The sequence below is a fragment of the uncultured Sulfitobacter sp. genome, from assembly GCF_947497275.1.
GTDB lineage: Bacteria > Pseudomonadota > Alphaproteobacteria > Rhodobacterales > Rhodobacteraceae > Sulfitobacter.
This window is the reverse complement of record NZ_CANMFS010000001.1, coordinates 769,271-793,168: the sequence shown is the minus strand read 5'-3', so window position 1 is coordinate 793,168 and position 23,898 is coordinate 769,271. Positions and strand designations below refer to the sequence as shown.

Genomic DNA, 23,898 nt, shown 5'->3' with positions numbered 1-23,898 from the left:
TACATCGCAAAATACTGGGACGGGCTTTGCCTGTTTCTGGCAGATGGGCGCATCGAGATGGACAATAACGTGGTCGAGCGCACCATCCGCCCCATTGCCCTGAACCGAAAAAAATGCACTCTTCGCCGGCCACAATGCCGGAGCGACAAACTGGGGAGTCATCGCTTCCCTGATCGAGACCTGCAAGATCAACGCAGTTGATCCGCACCCCTACCTGGCAGACACGCTCACAGCCATAGTAAACGGTCATAAACAATCCGGTATCGAAGCACTGTTGCCGTGGAATTACAACGGGTCATGTTGGAAGGGGAGCATTATCGAAATCAAGGTCACGCTTGAATATATCGAACCCGCCGTCACCCGCACCCTGCAGGTGCCCTCAGATATTCGCCTCGACCGCCTGCACCAGACGCTGCAGGCCGCAATGGGCTGGACCAACTCCCATCTTTACATGATCGAGGCAAAGGGTGCGACTTGGGGCACCCCCTATCCGGACTTTGGCGGTGATGACCTGCCCGCTGACAAAACAACTCTTGTTGAGGTACTGACAGACACCGGCACACGCAGCATCCGTTACATGTACGACTTCGGCGATAGCTGGGAACACAGGCTGCAAATCGGGGACTTCACCGATCCAAACTCAGGTAATCTATATACCCGCCTGACTGACATCTCAGGCCGATGCCCACCAGAAGACGTCGGTGGTCTCCCCGGGTACGAAAAGTTCCTGGACGCGATGGCCAAACCCAAGCATCCCGAACACGAGAACCTCAAAAAATGGTATGGTGGCCCGTTCGACCCAAACACGCCACCAGCAGACGAACAACGCTTCGAAGTGCTTAAGCTGGCAAAACGGTGGAAGCCGAAAAAGACGATCAACTGATCAACGTGGGGCCAAAGCACCGCTTACCATGTACTTAAAACCTGAATACCAAAATTGCGCAGGCTTCAAGTCTGGAAAAAATTTGCCCTAAGAGATCGCTCCCGGGCTTCCTAGCGCAGCGGCCAGTGCTCAGCACTACCCGCACAACCCTCGAAAACAACGGAAAAATTCGGCCATAGCAGGATCGGGAAAACGCTTTCGCGGGGGCAAGTGGCGGACAGACAGGGATTCGAACCCTGGAGACGGTCTCCCGCCTACACACTTTCCAGGCGTGCGCCTTCGACCACTCGGCCACCTGTCCGTGACGCGTCTTTAGCAAGGGAGCGCGGAACAGCGCAACCCCGAAAAGTGGTCGGTACTGCGCTAATTCAACTATCGAGATGCACGTAGATCCGGCGATTCATTCGGCCTTTCTTTTCGATCTTGCCAAGCCGCAGATGCCCTATTTCGCCGGTGCGGGCGACATGCGTCCCGCCGCAAGGTTGCAGATCAATCCAATCCGCTTCCTCGCCGATCCCCACAAGACGGATATCGCCCGCGCCGCGAGGCGGTTTGACCGACATCGTCTTGACCAGATGCGGTGCCGCGTCGAGTTCAGACTGCGTGATCCACCCGTCACTGACCCGGGCGTCCATTTCTACATAGGCGTTCAACGCTTCTTCGATGCCATCGCGGTCCTGCGGTGCATCGGGCATGTCGAGATCGAGGCGGCCGTGCGCTGCCGTGATCGCGCCGCCCGTGACGCCGAATGGCACGGCAACCGACAACAGGTGCAATGCGGTGTGTACCCGCATATGCCGATGGCGACGGTCCCAGTCGAGGTGCTGCATCACGACCGCCCCGACTGGTGGCAGCGCGACCGGTTCCGCCGGGACCAGGACAATGGCGCCCTTGTCGCCTTTTACCGCAGTGGCGATGGTATGACGTTCGCCTTTCCAGTCCAGCCAACCGCTGTCTCCGGGCTGCCCCCCGCCTTTGGGGTAGAACACGGATGCCTCCAGCACGATGCCGCCCTCGGCGGTGTGCGCCGTCACGCGGGCCTGAGCCTCGCGCATGTAAGGGTCACGCAGGAAAAGCGGCGCGGTCACGTCTCGCTTTCCCCGATCGAAAGGTCGTTTTGCGCCAACTGCGCGTCTGGCGCGTCGTCCTCTTGCGCGTCGTCGGGTTGTTCTTCGCGTTCCGGGGCGGAGTCGTCGACAGGCTTTGACGGGGTTTGCAGAACTTCCGGATTGCGCAACCAGACATCGCGCTGGGCAAAGGGGATCTCGATCCCTTCTTCGGCGAAGCGTCTGGCGATGGCATGGTTGATGTCGCTTTTGACGGCCATCATCCAATTGATGTCCCGCAGAAACATACGGATTTCGAACTCAAGCGCATCGGCACCGAAATTCAGCATCAGTACATTGGGCGGCGGGTTGATGAGCGCCATTGGCTGGTCCTCGGCAATCTCTTTGAGGATCGTCTCTACCTTGCGGGTGTCCGTGCCGTACGCGACACCCACCGGAATGATAACCCGGCCCACGGTATTGCCACGGGTATAGTTGGTGACAGTGCCGCTGATCAGATCGGAGTTGGGTACAATGACGTCCGTATGGTCGAACGTCTCGATCCGCGTGGACCGGACGGAAATGTCACGGACATATCCGGTATGCGCACCCACGTCGATCCAGTCGCCTTCGGAAATCGGTCGTTCGATCAACAGGATGATACCCGAAACGAAGTTGGAAACGATGTTTTGCAGGCCGAAACCGATCCCGACCGACAGTGCCCCTGCCACAATCGCGAGCGAACTGAGATCGATGCCGGCACCGGTAATCGCGGCGAGGGCGGCAAGAAAGATACCGACATACCCCAGACCCGACACAATGGCGTTCTGGCCACCCTTGTCGATCTTCGTTTTCGGCAGCACATTTGTCTTGAGAGCGCCCTGTGTCAGCCGCGTAATCAGGTAACCGCCGGTAAAGATAAGCGCGAATGCCAGAAAATCTGTGGGCGAGATGCGCGAGTTTCCAATGGCGAAGCCGCGGCGGAACGCAGCCCAGATTTCGGTCAGGTCCGCAACCCGTGCACCCCAGACCAATGCGAGTACCGGCATCACCAGCAAGATCAGGACCATCCCGAACAGGATCGACATCAAGGTGTCACGCGCCGCAGACCCCTGCCCCGTGATCACGCCGTACACATCCGCTGCGAACCGCTGCAGGGCAAGCACGAGGCCAAGCAGAACCAGCGACAGCACATAGGGATGCAACACGAACTCGGATGCGTTGAAGTATCCGGTGGCTTGCAGCAAGGGTGACGCTATGGCCACCCCGACCGCACCGGATCCAAGGCTGCGTACCATGCGCCCCAGCGTGCTGGCGCGGGTTAGTTCCGACTCTTCATTCTCGATCGTTTCCTTGCCGCATTGACGCAACAGACGCCCGATCCGGTAGACGAGATAGCTGATGACCACCGTGAAGGGAAAGGTGATGACAGTCAGTGCCGCACTGCCTGCATCATCCAGTTCAAGGATGCGGATCAGCAAACGTTCCACGATGAGAAACAATGTAATTCCGCCGACAAATAACCGGGCGTCGGCACGTTCCTTCGGGCCAAGTTCCAGCAGCGCGTCTTCTTCCTCGCGCGGGAATATCTGCTCCGAGACCCAGCGGAATCCCAGCATGATGCCCCCGAGGATCGGGATCAGCAGGATCAGCTCATCGCCCCGCCGCCCCAGATAACCGGTGGTGAGCGCGGCGAAACATAGCAAGGACAGGCCAACGAACGGCAGGAAAATCCGCAAGAGTGACACCACGAACCGCCAGATGCCCAGACCCCGGGCCTCGGCACGGCGCAGGCGCTGCACGATGAGCTTGGACCAGCGACGCCCCTGCAAGATCAGGACCAGTCCCGAAATCGTGGCAAACAGGATGACCGGCAGCCGTTTGCGCAATTCGGCCGCGCGCTCGGCGCCTTCCTCCAGCGTGACTGACCCGAACAACTGATTGAACGCGACGCCCAGTTCCGTGATTGCAGGCATCCAGTGCTGAGGATTGAGCGGAGATTCGACCACCTCGAAAAGCCTTTCGGCCTGACGTGTCCGAATGATCGTGTCGATCTCGCTGACCAATCCATCCGCACGGGCGTATGCGGCATCGGCCACCTGCACCGGAGCGGACAGCGTCGCCAGCTGCTCTTCGAGTTCGGTGCGTTGTGCGGCGATCTCTGCGGCCTCGGGTGCTGCATCCGCCCCTTCCGCAGGCGCCTCGCCTAATAACGCAAGCTGGTCGCGCAGGCTGGCGATCCGCGCCGAGTTTATCTGGCGCGCCTCGTTAAATTGCTCTCGGAAGGCCGCGATCCTGCCTCGCAGGGCTTCAAGTTCGGCGTCCGGTTTGGTGCTCGGCTCGTCGACGGCGGCTTCTGCCGTGGTGGCCAGCGACTGCCATGCCCCCATATCCACGCCCGGCAGGTCCTGTGCGGACACAGCACCGCCACCGACCCACACAACGAAGGCCAGCGCGACAATCAGCTGCCGCAGTACCGATGTGGGAAAGATCATACGTCCTCGAATACCGCTGGCAATTCGACGGGATCGCGGTCCAGCCATTCCGGCACGGGAAGCCCTTTTTCATGCAGGAAAGCGGGATTGAACAGCTTCGACTGGTAGCGTGTGCCGAAATCGCACAGAATGGTCACGATGGTGTGGCCCGGGCCCATCTCGCGGGCCATGCGCATGGCACCTGCCACATTCACGCCCGACGACGCACCCAGGCAGAGCCCTTCGTGTTCCAGCATGTCGAACACCACCGGAAGCGCCTCTGCATCGGAGATGTTATAGGCGAAATCAGGCGTCAATCCTTCCAGATTTTTCGTGATCCGAACCTGGCCTATTCCTTCCGCGATGGAAGATCCTTCCGTTTCAAGTTCGCCCTTCGTGTAATAGCTGTAGAGTGCCGCGCCATCGGGATCGGCAATACCGATCTTGACCCCCTTCGGCTGCAAAGCCATCGCTGTGCCTGCCAGCGTACCGCCGGAACCCACCGCGCAGATGAAGCCGTCGACATTTCCGTCGGTCTGCTCCCAGATCTCAGGACCTGTCATTTCAACATGTGCCTGACGGTTGGCGATGTTATCGAACTGGTTCGCCCAGATCACCCCGTTCTCACGCGTTTTCGCAAGCTGCTTGGCCAGCCGTTCGGAATAGTGCACGAAATTGTTGGGGTTACGGTACGGCGCTGCAGGCACCTGAACCAGTTCCGCCCCCGCAAGCCGCAGCATGTCCTTCTTTTCTTCCGATTGGGTTTCGGGAATCACGATCACGGTCCTGAAACCCATCGACGCGCCGACCAGTGCCAGACCGATACCGGTGTTTCCGGCGGTGCCTTCGACAATCGTGCCACCGGGTTTGAGATCTCCGCGCGCGATGGCATCGCGGATGATGAACAGCGCCGCGCGATCCTTGACCGACTGACCGGGATTGGCGAATTCGGCCTTGCCAAAGATGTCACAGCCGGTTTCTTCGCTGGCCTTGCGCAGCTTGATGAGCGGCGTCTTGCCCACAGCCTGTTCCAGATCACGCGCTACATGCATATCAGCCCCCAAAAATGTCCATCCATCTCTAGCGAAGCGGCGTCAGGATCTCAACCGTTTCCGGTGGTGCGCAAGCCAGTACGCAAGCAGCACGAGCGGGGTATTGGCAAGGTTTTGCCGCTCGGCCATCTCGATGAACCGGTCATAGGAAACAAGGTGCGAACGGATGTCCTCCGCTTCGTTTTCATTGCCCGCGACGCCTGCGCTGCCGTCGGGAAGTTCAGCCAGACCAACGAAGATGTGAAAGTAATCGGTGGTGCTGCCGGGGCTGGCATAGCTGCGCGCGACGCATTCGAGCGTCGTGAGGGTCAGACGCGCTTCTTCGCGGGCCTCCCGCCGCGCCGTGTCTTCCGGGATTTCTCCCGGATCGACCCGCCCTGCGATCGGCTCCAGCTGCCAAAGCTCTGGATCGCGGCGTCCCAAGGGGCCGACCCGCACCTGCTCGACCAGCATCACACGGTCGCGCACCGGATCGTAGGGCAAAACCAGTGCCGCGTCCGTACCGACAAGATAGGACCGCTCGACAGCTGGCGACATGCCCCCGTCAAAGCGGGCGTGGCGCAGGGTGACTTCGTCAAGCGCGAAAAACCCCGCATATACGCGTGCCTCACGGTCGAGGATGACCGAACCGTCGAGCGTCCCCTGCCCGGCCCGATACCCTTGCGCGAGAGTACGCGCCCAGGCGCGGGTCCGGATTTGCGGCAGCATCCGACCTACTTCTTCCCGGTCCCGCGCACCGAAATACCCCATCACTTCGCGCGCGGATCGGCACGACATATCGGACCAGTTGCGCACCCATTCCTCGAAACGCCACGGATCTGTCGGTGTCCAGCGGTCCGGCGCGCAAACATAGACCCGCGCCTGCGACCCGTCGGCGAGTGTCACGGACGTCAGGTCGTAGTCGAATCCGCCTTCGTAAAAATTCAGCCGTTCGAGGTCTTGATCCGAGAGTCCTTCGACGATCACACCGTCTGCTTCTGAGCCGCGTGCCGGCACAAGCGCGGGAAATGGCCCTTCCGCGACCGCACATGCCTCGTGGTGGGGCAAACACGCCGGGACGACCGTTTGCGCGTCTACTGATCGGCCCAAAACGACCTCGAGCAACGGCAGATGCCTGAGCGTACCGAAGAAGAAAAGCCTATGCAGCATGGCTCAGCGCCACGTGCGGGCCGCGTATTCCGTCAGCAGGCCCGCAGTTACGGCCCCCACCACGGCGGTGCCTAAGACCGGCAGGGTCGCGATCATCAATCCGAATTCCGAAGCGATCAAAAAGATCGCCGTGAGCGCCTCCATCACACCGTCATACCGGTTCCGCATTGCCAGACGAAACATTTCATAGGCGGAATGCGCCGCAAGGCCCCAGAGGATCAAGACTGCCGTACCCGTCACACCATTATTGATCGCAGGAACAATTCCGCGTCCGGCCCGCGGCCCCATTACAACCCATCCCACGACCAGTCCGATGACCGCGTTGACGTAATCAAACGCACCGAAATCAGTGCCTTCGGGCATAAGCGGTCGGATCAGTTGCGAAAGGATCCACGCCAGCGCACATAGACAAAGTGCGCCAACAAGTCTCGCGGCGGTGGGCATACGCAGATCCTTCCTCGACCGGTCAGGCCGCTGTCAGCCCGCTTTGCGCACAGTAATCTGGGTCACGTCACAATTTCCACTGTCAAATGTCGCTGCGCAGGAGGTGAGGTAAAAGTTCCACATGCGCTTGAACCGCTCGTCAAAGCCGAGTGCCGCGATCTGGTCCCACTTTTCGTTGAACGTCTCGTGCCAGCGACGCAGTGTGATGTCGTAGCTTTTGCCGAACTCGATGCTTTTGACAACGGCAAGACCCGCCTTTTCGATCTGCTGACGCAGAACATTGGGGCTGGGCAGCATACCGCCCGGAAAGATGTACTTCTGGATGAAATCGACACCGCGCCGGTACACGTTCCACCGCCGGTCAGAGACGGTGATGATCTGGAACGTCGCGGTCTTGCCGGGTTTGAGGCGGTCGCGCACGGTCTCGAAGTACACCGGCCAGTATTTTTCTCCGACCGCCTCGAACATTTCGATGCTGGCGATGCCGTCGTACTGACCCGTTTCGTCGCGGTAGTCCTGCAACTTGAACTCGACCAAATCGGAAAGCCCTGCCTTTTCAATGCGGTCCACGGCGTACTTGAACTGTTCTTCGCTGATCGTGAGACAGGTAACGCGCAGCCCGCGCGTCTTTGCCGCGTACTCGGCGAACCCGCCCCATCCGCACCCGATTTCCAGCACATGATCGCCCGCCTTGACGCCCATCTCGTCGACCATCGACTTGTACTTCTCTTCTTGCGCCGCTTCGAGCGATTGCTGCGGATCGGAGAAGATTGCGCTGGAATAGGTCATCGTATCATCGAGCCACAGCCCGTAGAAATCGTTCCCAAGATCGTAGTGGTACGAAATATTCCGTCGCGCCTGCTTTTTGGAGTTGCGTTGGAGCCAGAACCGCAACCGTTCGAAGTTGCGCACCAAAGACATGCCCGGGAATCCATCGTAGAGATCCTCGTTGTCCGCGTGGATAAAATCCATGAAGGCCTGAAGATCCGGTGTGCTCCACCATCCGTCGAGATAGGCATCGCAGAATCCCAGGTCGCCCTCACGGATCAGCCGTGCGAACAGGTCATCGTTGTGGATATCGAGTTCCGCAACCGGGCCCGGATTGAGCCCTTCGGCGCGGAAACGGCGACCGTCCGGCAAGACAAAGTCGATGCGTCCGTTTTGCAACTTGTTCGCCATGCCGAAAACCTGTGCGAAATAGCGCGGCAGTCCCGTCTGGCCGTCTGTACCTGTCAAAATCATGCGTCCTCCCAGCTCGCACTCCACGTGCGATGTCTATCCCGCCCCGGCGGTATGCGAAACATCAAAAATCTCTGGCCTCATAGGCCTGAAGCGCGCGCTTGCGTCCCGTGCCCACATCCACGACAGGATCGGGATATGGGTCGTCGGCCGACATCGACCACCGGCGCGGGATGGCGTCGAAATAACTCAGCGCGTCTTCATGCGGGTTCGCATGCCCCTCGGCAATCCAGCGCCTCGTATAGTCGCGGTTCTTATCGAATTTGTCGAGTTGGGTCACCGGATTGAAAACACGAAAATAAGGGGTTGCGTCAGGGCCAGAGCCGGCAGACCACTGCCAGCCCATCGCATTTGATGCCGGGTCCCAGTCAATCAGGCAGTCCTCAAACCACTTTTGACCGATCCGCCAATGGCACAGCAGGTGCTTGGTGAGATAACTGGCGACGATCATGCGTCCACGGTTGTGCATGCGACCGGTCACGTACATTTCGCGCATCGCCGCATCAACGAACCTGATGCCCGTGCGCCCCTGCTTCCATGCCTTCACCTCGGACAGTCTTTCGTCTTCGTTCCAGTCGAAGTGCTGCCATTCCTCACGCCAGTTGCGGTTCAGAATATGCGGCGAATGGTGCATCAGATGATAGGCGAACTCGCGCCAGACCAGCTCTTTGAGAAATGTCTCGGCACCGGGTTTGCCTTCTTCCAAGGCCCGCTGCCCCGCATGCCAGCACTGGTGAGGGCTGATCTCGCCCAACGCCAGATTCTCGCTCAGATTGGAGGTGCCGTCGACGCCGGGAAGATCCCGCGTTCTGTCATAGTCGGCGACTTTATGCGCCAGAAAGGTACCGAGACGGGACTGGGCCGCTTTCTCGCCGAGTTGGACAAACGGACGCACCACATCCGCACCGCGCATCATCGCGGCATCCATTTTCCAGTCCTCCAAGGTGTCCGAAGCCGGCCAATCAGATGGCGGCGGGATCTGCGACGGCGTCGAAAGCGGTTCTTCCACGCCGCTGTTCTTCACCGCATTCCAGAACGGCGTGTAAACCTTGTAATACCCGCCCGCTTTGGTCTCGACCGTCCACGGTTCGAACATCAGATGCCCCCCGAATGAACGCGCGTCGATTTCGCGGTCCCTGAGGGCTTCCTTGACATTGGTATCGCGTGCTGTGGCGTCCGGATCATAGGCGCGGGTCCAAAAGACGGCGCCAGCGCCGGTCTGCGCGATGAGCTTTTGCAGCTCATCCAGTGCGCTGTCGCCGCGCCGCAGGATCAATCGGCTGCCCTTGTCTGCCAACGCATCCGCAAAGCACCCCACGCCCAGCCCGAGCCTGAATTTCGGCGCTGCCGCCAATCCCTCGCTGAGCCTGTCGTGAATGAAAACCGGAATGACCGGTCTGCCGCTCTCACAGGCCGCATGCAGCGCCGGATGATCGCTCAGCCGCAGATCACGGCGAAACCACACAAGGATCGGGGACGTATCGCTCACAAGCTCTTCAACCTTCTGTCACTGCGCCGAATTCCACATTTAGGGCAGTCACGCACCGATCAAGGCCGAGTTTCACAAAACCGCATCAAGCGCCGTCAAAAGCTGGTCCATCTCGGCCTGTGATGTGTAGTGCGTGAAGCTGAGGCGCAATACGCCCGCGTTCGGGTCGACCCCCATCGCACCGAGCGTGCGGCTCGCGTAGAAATCTCCGCCCCCCGCCATAATACCGTGTTCCGCCAGATCCTCGGCGACTTCCACACCCGGACGCGCGAGCGCAAGTGCGACGGTCGGCGCGCGCAACCAGGCATCGAAAGGGCCGATCAGGCGCACCGAATTGCGATCCTTGATGGCACCTAGCAGCTGCTGCAACAGGTTCGTCTCGTGGCCGCGCATCAGATTGTGCACCGCCGCCCCCCGCCCGACCGGCGATGCGTCGCCTCCAACGTGATGGGCGTGAAGCGTATCTAAGTAATCCGCCATTCCCGCACAGGCCGCGATCTGTGCATGGTCGGGTCCGGCGGGTGTGAATCGTTTGTACAAGGTGCCCCCGTTGAAGTGATGCCCCTGGTTGGGCAGCAATTCCGCCAAGGTGCGCCGGATCACCATAAGCCCCTGATGCGGGCCGTAGGTCTTGTAAGCCGAAAACAGATAGATATCGGGTCCAAGCGATCCGACATCGACAAAGCCGTGCGGCGCATAGGAAACCCCGTCCACGCAGACATAGGCGCCTGCCGCATGGGCAAGTGCGGTGATCTCGATCACCGGATTGATCTCGCCCACCACGTTGGAGCAATGTGGGAAACACACCAACCGCACGTTTTCGTCCAGTATATCCTCAAGGTCGTCGGGATCCAAATGACCGGTTTCGGGATCGACCCGCCATTCGCGGATTTCGATCCCGCGGTCGGCCAGCCTGCGCCACGGTCCGGTGTTGGCCTCGTGATCCTGGTTCGTCACCACGATCGCCTCGCCCGGCGCCAACATCTGACCGAAGGCCTGTGCCAGAACGTAGGTGTTCTGCGTGGTCGACGGACCAAAGCTCAGTTCGTCGGTGTCGACACCCAAGAGCGCTGCCAACCGGCTGCGCGCTTCATCCATTTCGGCGCCGCCAAGGGCGCTGGCGGCATAGGGTGCATAGGGCTGCACCTTGCGTTGGGTGTAGAACCGCATGAGCCGGTCAACCACCGCCGCGCAGGTATAGGAGCCACCCGCGTTCTCGAAAAACGCCTGTTCGTTGAGCGAAGGCTCGGCGAAAGCGGGGAATTGCGCCCGTACGAATTCTGTGTCCAGCATCATCCCCAAAGGATCGTGCAACGCCGCAGCGTCGTCAAACACAAAAAAAACACGCCCCCGGCACAGGCAGGGGGCGTTTTCAATACATGCAGTCGTGCCGCTTACTTGATTTCGGCACGCTCGCTTTGCAGACCGCGGAAGATGCAATAGCACATCAGCACAAGAACCACGGTAAACAGCAAACCGGTCGAAATCACCATCGATTGAAGCGCGGCAAGCCCGCCCCCGATCAACAGCGCGATGGCCACGGCGCCCTCGAAGATGCACCAGAACACCCGCTGCGGCACCGGCGCGTCAACCTTGCCGCCCGCCGTGATCGTGTCGATCACAAGGCTGCCCGAATCCGACGAGGTCACGAAGAACACGATCACGAGGATGATCCCGATGAACGATGTAATCTGCGCCAGCGGCAGCACATCGAGCATCTTGAACAGCTGCAGCGGCAGATCCGCCTCCTGTGCACCGGTGTAGCCATCGTTCAGCACCTGGTGGATCGCCGTACCGCCAAAGATCGACATCCACATGACGCACACCATGCTTGGGATCAGCAAAACGCAGATCACGAATTCACGCACCGTTCGGCCGCGGCTGACGCGCGCAATGAACATGCCAACGAAAGGTGACCAGCTAATCCACCAGGCCCAGTAGAACGCGGTCCAGCCCTGGCTGAAGTTCATGTCCTCACGGCCAAAGGGATCGGCCAGCGCGGGAAAGAACTCGACATAGGCGACGAGACTGTCCCAGAAGAAGGTGATGAGGAATGCGGTCGGCCCGACGATCAGCGTGAACAATGCCAGCAGGCCGGCAAGCCCCATGTTGATCTCCGACAAGATCTTCACACCCCCGTCGAGCCCGCGCAGCACCGACACCAGCGCAACCGCCGTGATAACCGTGATCAGCACCACCTCGGTCGTTTTGCCGATCGGGACGCCGAATAGTTCGTTCAGCCCCGCGTTGGCCTGCGTCGCGCCAAATCCAAGCGATGTCGCCAGACCGAACAGCGTGGCAAACACCGCGATAATGTCGATGACATGTCCAGGCCATCCCCACACGCGTTCGCCCAGAATCGGATAGAACGCCGACCGGACGGTAAGCGGCAGGCCTTTGTTGTAGGTGAAGAGGGCCAGCGCCAGCGCCACGGTCGCGTAAATTGCCCACGGGTGCAGACCCCAATGAAAGATCGTCGCCGCCATGCCGAGCCGGATAGACCCGGCCTCGTCCCCGGTCGCGGCCCCCAGAGGCGCCCAATCGGTGCGCAGGCCATTTTCGCCTGCGGTGGTTTCACCGAAAGCGGTCGAAAAATGTGTCAACGGCTCGGAGACGCCGTAAAACATCAGGCCGATGCCCATGCCAGCCGCGAACAGCATCGCAAACCAGCCGACATAGGTGTAATCGGGCGCAGCATCCTTGCCGCCCAACCGGACAGACCCGTAGGGTGTTACGATCAACAGCAGGGTGAACAGCACCACCAGATCGGCAGCGCCGATCAGGAACCAGTCGAAGTTCTTCGTGGTAAAGTCGAACATGGCCGTGAAGGCCGTGTTCGCCGTCTCGGGAAGAGCCAACGTGAAGAACACGAAAGCCACGACGGCAAGGCCGGAAATCGCAAAGACCGGATTATGGATGTCAAATCCGAAACCAAGCATGGATCCGTCGACGTTGTCCTGCCCGATCTCATAGTCCGTCGATATGACATCGGAGGCACCGTCTGGTGCCGGAATGCCTTGATTGGCGGTTTCGTCGCTCATAGCCTACCTCCATGGTGGTCTGGAAAACGTGTCAGGCCGGCAGCATCTCACATACCGGCCCTTCGGCACAAGCAATTGACACCGCGAAAGGGCGTCGGCGCTCCGTTAGCCCTTCATATCGACAACGACACGTCCCTTTACCTGACCCTCGAGGATATCCGCCGTCAGCTTCGGCAGATCCGCCATCACTGCGGGCACCACCATCTCTTCGAGTTTGTCCATCGGCAGATCCTGCGCCACGCGCTTCCACGCCCGCAAGCGGTTGTCGTAGGGCTGCATCACGCTGTCGATCCCCAATAGGTTCACGCCGCGCAATAGAAACGGGATCACCGTCGCAGGCAATCCGGCCCCCCCGGCAAGACCGACAGCCGCCACGGACGCACCGTATTTCATCTGCCCCAGGACCCGGGCCAGCATGGCACCACCGACAGCATCCACACACCCGCCCCATGTTTCGCCCTCGAGCGGACGCTTGACCGTCTCGTTGAGTTCCTCGCGCGCTACGATCTGCGTCGCGCCAAGGGATTTCAGGTAATCCGACGTCTCGGGCCGGCCTGTCACCGCAGCGACTTCATGACCTAGATGCGCCAGGATCGCGACGGCCACCGATCCCACTCCTCCCGCCGCCCCGGTCACCAGCACCGGCCCGGATTTTATTCCGTGATCTTCCAGTGCCATAACGGACAACATCGCGGTAAATCCGGCAGTACCCACCGCCATCGCCTGCCTTGGTGTCAACCCATCGGGCAACGGAACCAGCCAATCCGCCTTTACCCGCGCCTTCTGCGCATACCCGCCCCAATGTGCCTCGCCCACGCGCCAACCGGTCAACACAACCTTGTCGCCCGGCTTGTACCGGTCGTCGGAGGACTGCTCCACCGTGCCTGCGAAATCGATACCCGGCACATGCGGATAGCTGCGTACCAATCCGCCGCCCCCCGGGCTCATGCACAATCCGTCCTTGTAGTTGACGGTCGTGTAGTCGACCGAAACCGTCACCTCGCCATGAGGCAGCTGGTCTTCCGAAATCTGGGTGATTGCGGCGGACGTATTGTCGTCATCGTCCTTGGTCACCAACAGCGCGTCAAACATCTCTATCTCCTTTTTCGGGGGATACCCCCCATTTCTTTTGGCCACAAATATCCCGGGGTCCGGGGCTGGCCCCGGCGATTACTCCGATATACGCGCCCTGCCCCGGCTCACCGCCTCACGCGCCCCTATCGCGGTCCCGTGAGGCGAAGCAATGCCGGGAATTACCGTGCATCAGGCGGACCATACCGATTGCGGCATTGGTGTCAAAGTCCGGAACTCACGCAACGGAAATGATCTGACCGGCCGCTTGTCATCTCCTAACAGGTTATCCGAAGTCGGCCGGATCACGGTCACCCGGCAGATGTCTCTTTGTTTGAGCAACACACCAAACCCTTACCCCTTCGCGAATCCGGGCCTCCCGAATACCGGATCGCAGGCGCGGGCGGAAAAGCACCATCGCGCCCCGACCCGTTTTACAGCACCCGGATCATTAATTTTGCCGCCGGTCTTCCAAAATCGGCATTCAAAAGCACCGCTCCGGCGGCATCCCACGCAGATTGGGTGGGGCGGCCATCCGGATCCGCCGCGCACTGGAGAGACTAGACCTTGTACCTTCTGCGCGCGGGCTGGCTTCGCAGAAAGATCGACAGGAACGCCGACCACGTCGACCTTCTGCATTCCCAAGTCGACGCCGAAGACTAGGTTACCCAATCTGGCCCTTGCTCCAACAGGTGCCACACCGCAATCAAGGAAAACGGGTGGCGTTGGTTCAGGACATCGAAAGGAAGAATGAATGGACATCGTTTTCTATATCAACATCGCATTGGCATTGCTGAGCATCGGCTTCGGGGCGCTGGGGTGGCTCGCGCCGCGCTACACAATGGGCACCCTCGATCTCAGCGACGGCGGATCGACCATGGGTGTGTCGGAAATCCGCGCGGCATCCGGCGCGCTTTTCGTCATGGTTGGCGTCGGTGCGCTGATCCTCAACACGCCCGCGTCCTATGCGATGATCGGCTTTGTCTGGGGCGGCGGCGCGCTGGGCCGCATCACATCTTTGATCCTCGACGGTCGAACCAGGCGCAAGTGGGTCTTCCTTGCCTGCGAAGTCGCGGTCGCGGCGGTGGCGTTGGTCATCAATCTCTGACGCAGCCACTTGAAAAGAGCGGCAAAGACTTCTATCTTTGAACTGTCCTTAGGGACTATGGACATAAACGCGCTCGTAATAAGCGGTTCGGACCCGGGGGCGGTACCCGGCGGCTCCACCAATCATCCTTCATTTGGGGATCATGGGGCCGAAACAGGATCGACGAACGTCTAAAGGGGTTATGCTTTGTCTCGGCTGTCTGCCACCGTTATCGGCGAAACATGTACAATTGCAAATGACAATCGTGCTCCAATGGCGATGGCCGCGTAAGCGACCGGAACTATTGAAAACTTAAGTCCTTGCGTTTAGCGACCCAAGGCGGGGTTCGCAGGTACCTGGCAACAGAAACCTGCACTTTACCTTCTCCTGACATCGATATGATCCCGTTGTTGACGACGCATCTGGTGCTGTGGCACTGTGCGTCCAAGGGGATCTGTCCGCGAACGCCCCGTGAGGCGCCAGCCGGAGGTTCGCATGCATCCAGTCAATCAGGATACATGCCATGCCGTCTCCGAACGAAATTCTTCCTGCCCAGCTCTTGCGCAAAATCGGATTGCCCGACGCACCCGCGTTGGTCGATGTATCCACGGATGTGGATTTTAGCGCCGATCCTCTGTTGATCCCAGGCGCATTCAGGCATTCCCACGCCGATATCGACGGGCTGCGGCAGTCCTTGGGGGACCGTGACGCGATCGTGATCTGCCAGAAAGGGCGCAAGCTGAGCCAGGGCGTCGCCGCTCTGCTACGCAGTCGCGGTTTGAATGCGCAATACTTGCAAGGAGGCAACCACGGATGGCGCGCGCATCGCGATGCGCCGCGGATACCCCTCGCCGCCGTGCCGGAGTTCGTGGATGGCGCAACATTGTGGGTCACGCGGCACCGGCCAAAAATTGATCGCATCGCTTGTCCCTGGCTGATCCGGCGCTTTGTCGACGCGCAGGCGCGTTTTCTTTTCGTCGCACCTGCCGAGGTCGAAAGCGTCGCCGACCGCTTCGAGGCAACTGCGTTCGACATCGAGGGCGTGTTTTGGTCCCACCGCGAAGAGCGGTGCACCTTCGACACGATGCTGGACGCATTCGGCCTGCGCACAAACGCGCTTGACCGGCTGGCCACCGTGATCCGGGGAGCAGATACCAATTCCCACGATATTGCTCCGCAAGCGGCAGGTTTGCTGGCGTTTTCCGTCGGGCTTTCCCGACAGTACCGCAACGACAACGCGCAACTTGAGGCGGGCATGGCGTTTTACGACGCGCTCTACCGCTGGGCGCGCGATGGATATGACGAAGGCCACGACTGGCCCGCCGGACACGGGCCATGATCCGCCCCGACCTGCCCGAATTCACGCGCATTTTCGGCCGCATCGGCGTTCTGGCGTTCGGCGGACCGGCCGCACAGATCGCTCTGATGCACCGCGAGTTGGTCGAGCAGCGCGGCTGGCTCAGCGAGCAGGGTTTCCTGCGCGCATTGGGCCTGTGCATGTTGTTGCCCGGTCCCGAAGCCATGCAGCTTGCCACTTATGCCGGATGGCGGCTGCGCGGTACTTGGGGCGGGCTGCTGGCGGGGCTGCTGTTTGTGCTACCGGGCGCTGTGGTGATCGCGGTGCTGGCGCTACTCTATGCCGTTTACGGCCAACTGCCGCCTGTACAGGCCGCGTTTGTTGGCATCAAGGCGGCGGTCATTGTCGTGGTGCTGCAGGCCCTGACCAAGGTCGCGGGCAAGGCGCTTGTCGGCGCCGAGGGTGCGGTGCTGGCAACGCTTTCGTTCGTAGCGCTGTTCGTTTTTGGCCTGCCCTTCCCGCTGATTATCGTAATGGCGGGCCTATGGGGTGCCCTGCGCGCAGGTTCGGCACCTGCGATGACAGCAGACCCGGCCCAACCGATGCAGAGTTCGGGCGCCCGCCCCTTGCGGGTGATTTTCCTGTGGGGGGCGCTGTGGGCGGCGCCGCTGGTTGCCGTCTGGCTGCTCGACGCGGCCTTCCTTCTCGAAGTGGGCCTTTTCTTTTCCAAACTGGCGATGGTCACTTTCGGCGGGGCTTACGCGGTACTGGGGTACATGACGCAAACCGTCGTGACCGACCTGGGGTGGATCACGACCGAGCAGATGATCGATGCGCTTGGTCTTGCAGAAACAACGCCCGGTCCACTGATTCTGGTGACCCAGTTCGTCGCCATGCTGGCCGGGTTTGTGCAGGGCGGCCCGACGAATGCGTTCGCCGCAGGACTTGTCGCGCTTTGGGTCACGTTCTGCCCATGTTTTCTGTGGATTTTCCTCGCGGGGCCGTTTCTTGACAGGATCAGCACTCAACCAAGACTTAGCGCGGCGCTGACGGCGATCACCGCGGCTGTCGTCGGCGTGATCCTCAATTTGTCATTGTGGTTCGCTTTGCACGTGATGTTTGCGGAGGTTGGCAGGCGCGCGCCGATCGCCCTGCCCCTGCCCGTCTGGCACAGTTTCGATCCGGTCGCCACACTGCTGATCGCGGTTGCCGCCATCCTGATGCTGCGCTTCAATCTGGGCTTTGTGAAAAGCATGATAATACTCGCATTTGCGGCGCTGGCACTTGGCTGATCCTACGCAGACGGCCCCCCTTTCGCTCCTTCCAAAAACGACTATGGTGGTGCAAACGGTTACACTTCGGGGGAACGACATGAGCCGCAGCATCGACTATGGCAACCTCATGCATGATGCCATGCGCAGCCTGATCCGCAACGTCCTATTGGATGTAGCGGACAATGGTTTGCCGGGTGCGCACCATTTCTTCATAACCTTTGATACCAGCCATCCCGATGCGGAGCTGGCGGATTGGCTGTCCGACCGTTATCCTGACGAAATGACCGTGGTCATGCAGCATTGGTACGACAATCTCGAAGTGACGGAGGACGGTTTTTCGATCACGCTGAATTTTGGCGATGCGCCAGAACCGTTGTATATCCCGTACGATGCGATCCGTACCTTCGTGGATCCGTCGGTAGAGTTCGGCCTGCGGTTCGAACAACAGGAAGAGGGCGCCGAATCCCGCACGGGCGACGCTAGTAAACGCACAGACAGCGAGACGCTGCCCCAGACCGAAGAGTCGCAGCTTGAAGTAGAGGAATCCCCCGCAAAGGCCGCCGAAATCGTTTCATTGGATAGTTTTCGTAAAACATAAGTTTGCGCAGGGGGCGGTCGCCCGCTAAACAGCCCCCTGACGTCATCAGACAAGATCAGGAGCGCCCGAACATGGCCGACACCCGCACCGAAACCGACAGCTTTGGCCCGTTGGAGGTCCCTTCCGACAAATATTGGGGCGCGCAGACGCAGCGGTCGATCATGAACTTCCCGATCGGATGGGAGACGCAGCCCGTCGCCATCGTGCGGGCGCTGGGGGTGATAAAGCAGGCCTGCGCACAGGCGAACATGGCGCAGGGATCTCTGGACGAAGACAAGGGCAAAGCCATCGTGCAAGCCGCAGCGGAAGTGGTCGAGGGCAAATTCGACGACAACTTCCCGCTCGTGGTCTGGCAGACAGGCTCGGGTACGCAGTCCAACATGAATGCCAATGAAGTCATTGCAAACCGCGCGATCGAAATCATGGGCGGTGTGATCGGCTCCAAGGATCCAGTCCATCCCAACGACCACTGCAACATGAGCCAGTCGTCGAACGATACCTTCCCGACGGCGATGCATATTGCAACCGCCACCACAGCACGCGACGTTCTACTGCCCGGCTTGAGAAAGCTGCATGCGGCGCTGCAGGCGAAGGTCGAGGAGTTCGACGGCATCATCAAGATCGGCCGTACGCACACGCAGGATGCCACGCCGCTGACCCTCAGCCAGGAATTCTCGGGCTATACGCATCAGGTCGCGATGAGCATCCGCCGGGTCGAAGACGGCCTTGGTCGAATCTATGAACTCGCCCAGGGAGGCACTGCCGTTGGCACCGGGCTCAACACGCGCGAAGGCTGGGCCGAAACGGTGGCCGCGAATATGGCGCACATCACCGGACTGCCCTTCGTCACCGCCCCGAACAAATTCGAAGCGCTGGCGGCGCATGATGCGATGGTCGAGGTTTCGGGCCACCTGAAAACGGTCGCTGCAAGCCTGTTCAAGATCGCCAACGACATCCGTCTGCTGGGGTCAGGCCCGCGCTGCGGTCTCGGCGAGCTGATCCTGCCGGAGAACGAGCCTGGATCATCGATCATGCCGGGCAAGGTGAATCCGACACAGTGCGAGGCGCTTACCCAAGTCTGCGCGCATGTGTTCGGTAACGACGCTGCGGTCGGCTTTGCCGGCAGCCAGGGCCATTTCGAGCTTAACGTCTACAAACCGATGATGGCCTATAACGTACTGCAATCCATGCAGCTCCTTGGCGACGCGGCGGCGGCGTTTACAGACAATCTCGTCGTTGGACTGCAGGCGGACGCCGACCGGATTGAAAAGCTGATGCGCGAGAGCCTGATGCTGGTCACAGCACTTGCACCTGAAATCGGATACGACAATGCGACTAAGGTCGCAAAGACGGCGCATAAAAACGGCACCACACTCAAGGAAGAAGCCGTCGCCCTGGGCTTTGTCGATGAAGAAACATTCGATCGCGTTGTGCGGCCGGAAAACATGATCGGTCCGAAATGAGCATGCCAACCAATCTGAACAAGATCCGAAAAGAGCGCGAACGCGCGGCCCGGCGCACCCGCGCAGATCAGAATTCGGTTCAATTCGGCCAGAGCAAGACGCAAAAGGAAACGTTGAAGGCGCGCGTCGAGCGGATTGCGCTGACCCTGGAAGGGCACAAGCGCGGAACATGAGCGCGCGGCCCGTGAAACACTCTGTAACATTGCACGGGCACCGCACGTCCATTTCTCTTGAGGCGCCATTCTGGGCAGAACTGCGTGAGATCGCTTTCAGGAAAGACATGCCAATCAACGCGCTTGTTGCGGAAATCGACGAGGCACGGGGTGTGGAAAGCGGGCTGGCCTCGGCCATCCGCGTTTTCGTCTTGCGCGCGTTAAAGGATCGTTTACCGAAATAAGTTTAGCGTAATGGAATGACGATCCCCGCACCGCTCTCCCCGGATATCTGGCTGCTGCATCTGTTCAGCGCCAAAGCAGCACGCGAGGGCGGTGTGATACGCCGCAAATCGCGTGACGTGGACCGATACGTAGGGCGTGACGCATTCGAATACGAACTCAAACGTCGCGGCTATCATGCGGTTGAAAACGCGGGCCAGATCATAATCTTCTGCAATCAAGAGCCAATTCGCGTGCTTCTATAGTCGATTTTTTCAAAAAAAATCGGACCGGAATTTTCTGAAAAATTCCGACCCGCACTCTTAGGCGATCGAGGCTGCGTAAATCTTGTCGATGTTGCGGCCTAAAGCGTCTTCGAACTCTGCGTCCGTCATCTTCACATTCAGACCTTCGGACAGGGCTCGACTGAAACTTGCGATCATCTTGTGATTTCGGCTCAGTTTTTCGCAAGCTTCATCCGTGGAATACCCGCCGGATAGTGCAACGACGCGAAGCACACGGGGATGATCCGCCGCGGCATCATAAAGGCCGGCCTTGCTTGGGATCGTGAGTTTCAAAACAACATCTTCGTTCTCCTCAAGACCATCAAGATGCTTGATGATTTCGGATTCGAGAATTTCCTCAGCGTCTGACTTTGTTGCGGAATCTATACTCACTTCCGGTTCCACGATCGGAACCAGACCGGCGGCGCACACCGTTTGGGCCACCTCGAACTGCTGCGCAACCACATCGGCGATGCCCTTCGGGTTCGCTTCGTGGATCAACGAGCGTTCTTTTGTACCGAAAATGCCCATTTCGTTGGCCCGTGCCAACAACCCGTCGAGATCGGGCATCGGCTTGAGCAACTGTACACCGTTTTCGATCTCGGCCAATCCTTTGTCGATCTTCAGAAACGGCACCACGCCGCGGTCTTCCCACAGCAGTTGCGCTGTCGGCTTGCCATCGATGGAATTGTTCATGGTCCGCTCAAACAGGATCGCACCGATGACTTTGTCAGACGTAAAGGCATCCGCCAGAATGATGCGGGACCGCATCGCGTGGACTGCGGCGAACATTTCTTCATCGCCGGCGTAGTCCGATGGCTCCACCCCGTAGAGGCTCAGCGCCTTCGGTGTCGATCCGCCGGATTGGTCCAAGGCGGCGATAAACCCGCGCGCTTTTGTCATCTGAGTGCGTTGCGCGTCCTTGATACCCATAAGAAGCCCTCTTTGCTCGTTCCTGATCTCCACGCCTAGTAAAGGATGATCCGCACCAAGGCCAGCGTGTTAGCGCGATCTAAAGCGTACGGCGCTCGATCCTGAGCCGGATCCCGTTTGCGGCACGCACAGTGAGATGCGCGACCGGTACGGGCGGCGGGCCCTGAGCGGGAATGACCCGGTACTCCCGCAGAATGCGGGACAGGAGCAACGGGCCCTCTATCATGGCAAATCCCGCTCCCGGACAAACGCGGGCCCCCGCGCTGAACGGAATGAACGCGTCGCGCTGGCAGGATTTTCCGTTCTGCGTATGCCAGCGGGTCGGGTCGAACCCGTCAGGATTGTCCCACAAGCGCGTATGCCGGTGCAGGTGCCACGGGCTTATCACCATCTGCGACGCCCGAGCAACGGACCTGTTGCGTATCCGTTCGGGGCACCTGTTTTCACGGACCATCATCGGGACGGGTGGATAGAGCCGAAGCGTCTCGCGAAACACATCGCGGCTCAGCCGCAATTGGCCCATCAAGGCAAAATCATCTTTGTCCAGCGCGTGTGCCTCTTCGGCCAGGCGGTCCTGCCATTCGGGATAGAGCGCCATTAGATAGAGCGCCCATGCCAATGCCGACGCACTGGTTTCATGTCCTGCTAGGAAAAATATCGCGACCTGGTCGACCATCTCTTCCGTGCTGAAGGTTTCTCCCGAAACCGGATCAACGGTTGTCATGATCTTGGTCGCGAGATCGTCGGGTGCTGTGTCGGCTGCGATCTGGGCTGCACGCTCGGTCGTCAAAGCCGCAATCAGTCGCCTGATCCGTGCCGCACTGCGTTTCGTGTCGCGCCGGAACAATCGCGGCAGCCAGGATGGCATCGGTAACAGTGCGGCTAGGTTCAGGATCGGTTGGCTGCGCTGGTAGGTCTTGAATTCCTCGAACACCTCGCGCGCGACCTCATCGTGGATCGGCAAGGAGAACAACGTGCGAAAGATCACATCGGCGGCGGCGTGGCTCGCCTCTCCCTCGATCTCGATCTCGGTGCCCACGCAGGTTTCAAGGCGCGCCGCCGCTGCTTCCGAAGCGGCCCACATGGCGCTGAACGCCTCGCGCAGACGCCCTCCTTCGAATGCGGGATCTATGATGCGCCTCTGCCGCTTCCATACGGCACCGTTCGTCACGAATACCGAGTTTCCCAACAGCGGGCGCAATCCCTCGCTTACGCGCTCCGATTTTGGGAAATCGTCGGGACGATCCTTTAGCACGGTTTTGACGATCTCAGGCTGGTTAATCAGATAACTGCGGAAAAACGGGGTTCTGAACTCCGCCATCCAGGCACGGTACAGCCGCGCGGGCTGCGCCGAGAGGATGTCACTGCGAAACAGGCGCGCATAGCGCCAGAGCGATACCCTGTCCGGCCGGCTTGGAGGCTTGGGGGGCTGGATCATGGTACGGTCGAGGTGAAGCGGTTCACCGGTCGCTCGATGCGCGATTTCGACGCCGTGCGATCAGCATAGCGGTCGCCGAGCGTCAGACCACCCGCCGTGATCCGGAAATAGTCATAGTCGCCGGGACGGTCGAACGCGCAAAGATACTGAAAATGAAGCCTGAAAAACCGCCAGCGCAGCTCTTTCCAGCGTGCGGCACTGAGTGTTTGGGTAAATGCCGCTGATATCACGAGCGGCCAGCGCTTGTTCGGTGGTGCAACGCCGCTGACGGCGACAGGGTCGCACAGCGCAAAGGCGCAACCGTCGCCGGGTGCGGTGACATCGACCCATGTGATCCCGTCTTGGATGCTCAGATACGCCAGATCGGCGCGCAATCGGTGTGCCTCAGGCAGGAACGACACCATCGGTACCACCTGCCCCAACGTTAGAAAGCCAAACGCAGGTCCCTGTGCTGGTACCCGATCCGCCCGGAGAAGATCCGACAATACCGATACGCCCAGATGCGCTCCCGACGAATGGCCGACCACGAGGACTTCATCAACATCGCTGCCGAGTGCCTGCGCGATGGCATCGGCGAACTCCGCCATGCGCGTTTCGAGCGCCGGGGGATTTGCGCCGCGTGTCGCAGCGCCGAATGCATAGTCATGCATCAGATAATAGGCGAACAATTTGCCATCGCGCCGTTTGAACCACCTCAGGACCTGCCACCCAATAAAGCCTCCAATCGCCACGGCTGCCAACCGGACCGCAAGATAATCCGAGATATACGCACCGAGCGCGGCGACACAAAAGACAACCGCCAGCGCGAGTGTGAGTTGCATAAGCAACATGGCGACCGGATACAGCGCCGCGATCACCGGCCCCTTGCGCAGTTGCATCAGACGCCACAACGCACCTGTGGAATTATAGATCCATGCCGTGCGAAGAAGCTGCACGTACGTTGCAAGGATCGAAGTGTTCATACTGTCGCGCACGATATCGGACCAAACCAGAACATCCACCGAAGTGTCCACATCAGAACCGTCGATCAACCCCTTGATATTCCATCCGTATATCTTTTCTCCTTGCCGCGCGGAAAGTGAGATATCATACCCAGACACAGCGGCCTGTGCCGCGGATTCAGTCCGGTAAAGCTCCCGGTAGCGGCGCGGGTGTATCGGGTCGTAGCCCGGAATGTAGAACACTCGCCGCGTCGCGACGGATCGGGAAGATCGGGTCATGGGCGGGATCAGGCCTGTGTTGCGCAAGCCCTACGCTAGCAA

General features: G+C 59.9%; 22 protein-coding genes, 1 tRNA gene, 1 other RNA gene and 1 pseudogene. 11 read left to right on the top strand and 14 right to left on the bottom strand.

Annotated elements, in window-relative coordinates:
• A pseudogene (locus Q1A06_RS03940) lies at positions 1-289 on the top strand (transposase domain-containing protein); the annotation flags it as partial.
• On the top strand, positions 275-883 hold the full coding sequence (locus Q1A06_RS03935) for a plasmid pRiA4b ORF-3 family protein (protein WP_299558876.1): 609 nt from the start codon (positions 275-277) through the stop codon (positions 881-883). The pseudogene Q1A06_RS03940 and the gene Q1A06_RS03935, both read left to right, overlap by 15 nt.
• A gap of 211 nt (positions 884-1,094) precedes the next feature.
• On the opposite strand, the gene Q1A06_RS03930 is transcribed toward Q1A06_RS03935, so the two are convergent.
• The 11 genes from Q1A06_RS03930 to acuI all read right to left on the bottom strand — a co-directional run bounded on the left by Q1A06_RS03930 (position 1,095) and on the right by acuI (position 13,909).
• Positions 1,095-1,184 (bottom strand) — tRNA-Ser (locus Q1A06_RS03930).
• Between the two features lie 67 nt (positions 1,185-1,251).
• Positions 1,252-1,971: an alanyl-tRNA editing protein gene (locus Q1A06_RS03925; RefSeq protein WP_299558828.1), complete on the bottom strand. Its 720-nt coding sequence runs from the start codon at positions 1,969-1,971 to the stop codon at positions 1,252-1,254.
• Complete coding sequence (locus tag Q1A06_RS03920) at positions 1,968-4,424, bottom strand: DUF3772 domain-containing protein (RefSeq protein WP_299558826.1); 2,457 nt, start codon at positions 4,422-4,424, stop codon at positions 1,968-1,970. Before Q1A06_RS03920 ends, Q1A06_RS03925 begins: the two co-directional genes overlap by 4 nt.
• Positions 4,421-5,455, bottom strand: coding sequence for a cysteine synthase A (locus Q1A06_RS03915; RefSeq protein ID WP_299558824.1), 1,035 nt, complete (start codon positions 5,453-5,455; stop codon positions 4,421-4,423). The genes Q1A06_RS03920 and Q1A06_RS03915 overlap by 4 nt, the downstream gene beginning before the upstream one ends.
• A gap of 42 nt (positions 5,456-5,497) precedes the next feature.
• Positions 5,498-6,604 carry an NUDIX domain-containing protein gene (locus Q1A06_RS03910; protein ID WP_366523484.1) on the bottom strand — a complete coding sequence of 369 codons (1,107 nt, stop codon included), beginning with the start codon at positions 6,602-6,604 and terminating at the stop codon, positions 5,498-5,500.
• Between the two features lie 3 nt (positions 6,605-6,607).
• Entirely contained in the window at positions 6,608-7,048 is a 441-nt protein-coding gene (locus Q1A06_RS03905; RefSeq protein ID WP_299558822.1) for a TrgA family protein, read from the bottom strand.
• A gap of 33 nt (positions 7,049-7,081) precedes the next feature.
• Positions 7,082-8,290, bottom strand: coding sequence for a cyclopropane-fatty-acyl-phospholipid synthase family protein (locus Q1A06_RS03900; RefSeq protein ID WP_299558820.1), 1,209 nt, complete (start codon positions 8,288-8,290; stop codon positions 7,082-7,084).
• Between the two features lie 61 nt (positions 8,291-8,351).
• Positions 8,352-9,776, bottom strand: a complete 1,425-nt coding sequence (locus Q1A06_RS03895) for a deoxyribodipyrimidine photo-lyase (protein ID WP_299558818.1) — start codon at positions 9,774-9,776, stop codon at positions 8,352-8,354.
• 72 nt (positions 9,777-9,848) lie between these two features.
• Positions 9,849-11,072 carry an aminotransferase class V-fold PLP-dependent enzyme gene (locus tag Q1A06_RS03890; RefSeq protein WP_299558872.1) on the bottom strand — a complete coding sequence of 408 codons (1,224 nt, stop codon included), beginning with the start codon at positions 11,070-11,072 and terminating at the stop codon, positions 9,849-9,851.
• 98 nt (positions 11,073-11,170) lie between these two features.
• Positions 11,171-12,817 carry a BCCT family transporter gene (locus Q1A06_RS03885; protein ID WP_299558816.1) on the bottom strand — a complete coding sequence of 549 codons (1,647 nt, stop codon included), beginning with the start codon at positions 12,815-12,817 and terminating at the stop codon, positions 11,171-11,173.
• Between the two features lie 105 nt (positions 12,818-12,922).
• Positions 12,923-13,909 (bottom strand): acryloyl-CoA reductase, encoded by a 987-nt coding sequence (gene acuI / locus Q1A06_RS03880; RefSeq protein ID WP_299558814.1) that lies wholly within the window; start codon positions 13,907-13,909, stop codon positions 12,923-12,925.
• Between the two features lie 733 nt (positions 13,910-14,642).
• Here acuI and Q1A06_RS03875 point away from each other — a divergent pair.
• From Q1A06_RS03875 to Q1A06_RS03835, 9 genes are all read left to right on the top strand, one after another.
• On the top strand, positions 14,643-14,996 hold the full coding sequence (locus Q1A06_RS03875) for a DUF4345 family protein (protein ID WP_299558812.1): 354 nt from the start codon (positions 14,643-14,645) through the stop codon (positions 14,994-14,996).
• Positions 14,997-15,001: 5 nt separating this feature from the next.
• Positions 15,002-15,352: a transfer-messenger RNA gene (ssrA, locus tag Q1A06_RS03870) on the top strand.
• Between the two features lie 146 nt (positions 15,353-15,498).
• The gene (locus Q1A06_RS03865; protein ID WP_299558810.1) at positions 15,499-16,314 is read left to right on the top strand and encodes a sulfurtransferase/chromate resistance protein; all 816 of its coding nucleotides are present in this window, start codon (positions 15,499-15,501) and stop codon (positions 16,312-16,314) included.
• Complete coding sequence (gene chrA, locus Q1A06_RS03860; protein WP_299558808.1) at positions 16,311-17,564, top strand: chromate efflux transporter; 1,254 nt, start codon at positions 16,311-16,313, stop codon at positions 17,562-17,564. The genes Q1A06_RS03865 and chrA overlap by 4 nt, the downstream gene beginning before the upstream one ends.
• A gap of 79 nt (positions 17,565-17,643) precedes the next feature.
• Positions 17,644-18,144: a ClpXP protease specificity-enhancing factor SspB gene (locus tag Q1A06_RS03855; RefSeq protein WP_299558806.1), complete on the top strand. Its 501-nt coding sequence runs from the start codon at positions 17,644-17,646 to the stop codon at positions 18,142-18,144.
• A 71-nt stretch (positions 18,145-18,215) separates the two neighbouring features.
• Entirely contained in the window at positions 18,216-19,607 is a 1,392-nt protein-coding gene (gene fumC, locus Q1A06_RS03850) for a class II fumarate hydratase (protein WP_299558804.1), read from the top strand.
• Positions 19,604-19,780 (top strand): DUF4169 family protein, encoded by a 177-nt coding sequence (locus Q1A06_RS03845; protein WP_299558802.1) that lies wholly within the window; start codon positions 19,604-19,606, stop codon positions 19,778-19,780. Before fumC ends, Q1A06_RS03845 begins: the two co-directional genes overlap by 4 nt.
• Positions 19,777-20,004 (top strand): ribbon-helix-helix domain-containing protein, encoded by a 228-nt coding sequence (locus Q1A06_RS03840; protein ID WP_299558800.1) that lies wholly within the window; start codon positions 19,777-19,779, stop codon positions 20,002-20,004. The genes Q1A06_RS03845 and Q1A06_RS03840 overlap by 4 nt, the downstream gene beginning before the upstream one ends.
• Positions 20,005-20,019: 15 nt before the next feature.
• Positions 20,020-20,247 (top strand): N-(5'-phosphoribosyl)anthranilate isomerase, encoded by a 228-nt coding sequence (locus Q1A06_RS03835; protein ID WP_299558798.1) that lies wholly within the window; start codon positions 20,020-20,022, stop codon positions 20,245-20,247.
• Positions 20,248-20,304: 57 nt separating this feature from the next.
• Here Q1A06_RS03835 and Q1A06_RS03830 read toward each other — a convergent pair whose 3' ends face one another.
• The 3 genes from Q1A06_RS03830 to Q1A06_RS03820 all read right to left on the bottom strand — a co-directional run bounded on the left by Q1A06_RS03830 (position 20,305) and on the right by Q1A06_RS03820 (position 23,856).
• Positions 20,305-21,198, bottom strand: a complete 894-nt coding sequence (locus Q1A06_RS03830) for a fructose bisphosphate aldolase (RefSeq protein ID WP_299558796.1) — start codon at positions 21,196-21,198, stop codon at positions 20,305-20,307.
• Between the two features lie 79 nt (positions 21,199-21,277).
• Positions 21,278-22,636, bottom strand: a complete 1,359-nt coding sequence (locus tag Q1A06_RS03825; protein WP_299558794.1) for a cytochrome P450 — start codon at positions 22,634-22,636, stop codon at positions 21,278-21,280.
• Positions 22,633-23,856, bottom strand: coding sequence for a hypothetical protein (locus Q1A06_RS03820; RefSeq protein ID WP_299558792.1), 1,224 nt, complete (start codon positions 23,854-23,856; stop codon positions 22,633-22,635). The genes Q1A06_RS03825 and Q1A06_RS03820 overlap by 4 nt, the downstream gene beginning before the upstream one ends.
• Positions 23,857-23,898 lie beyond the last annotated feature (42 nt).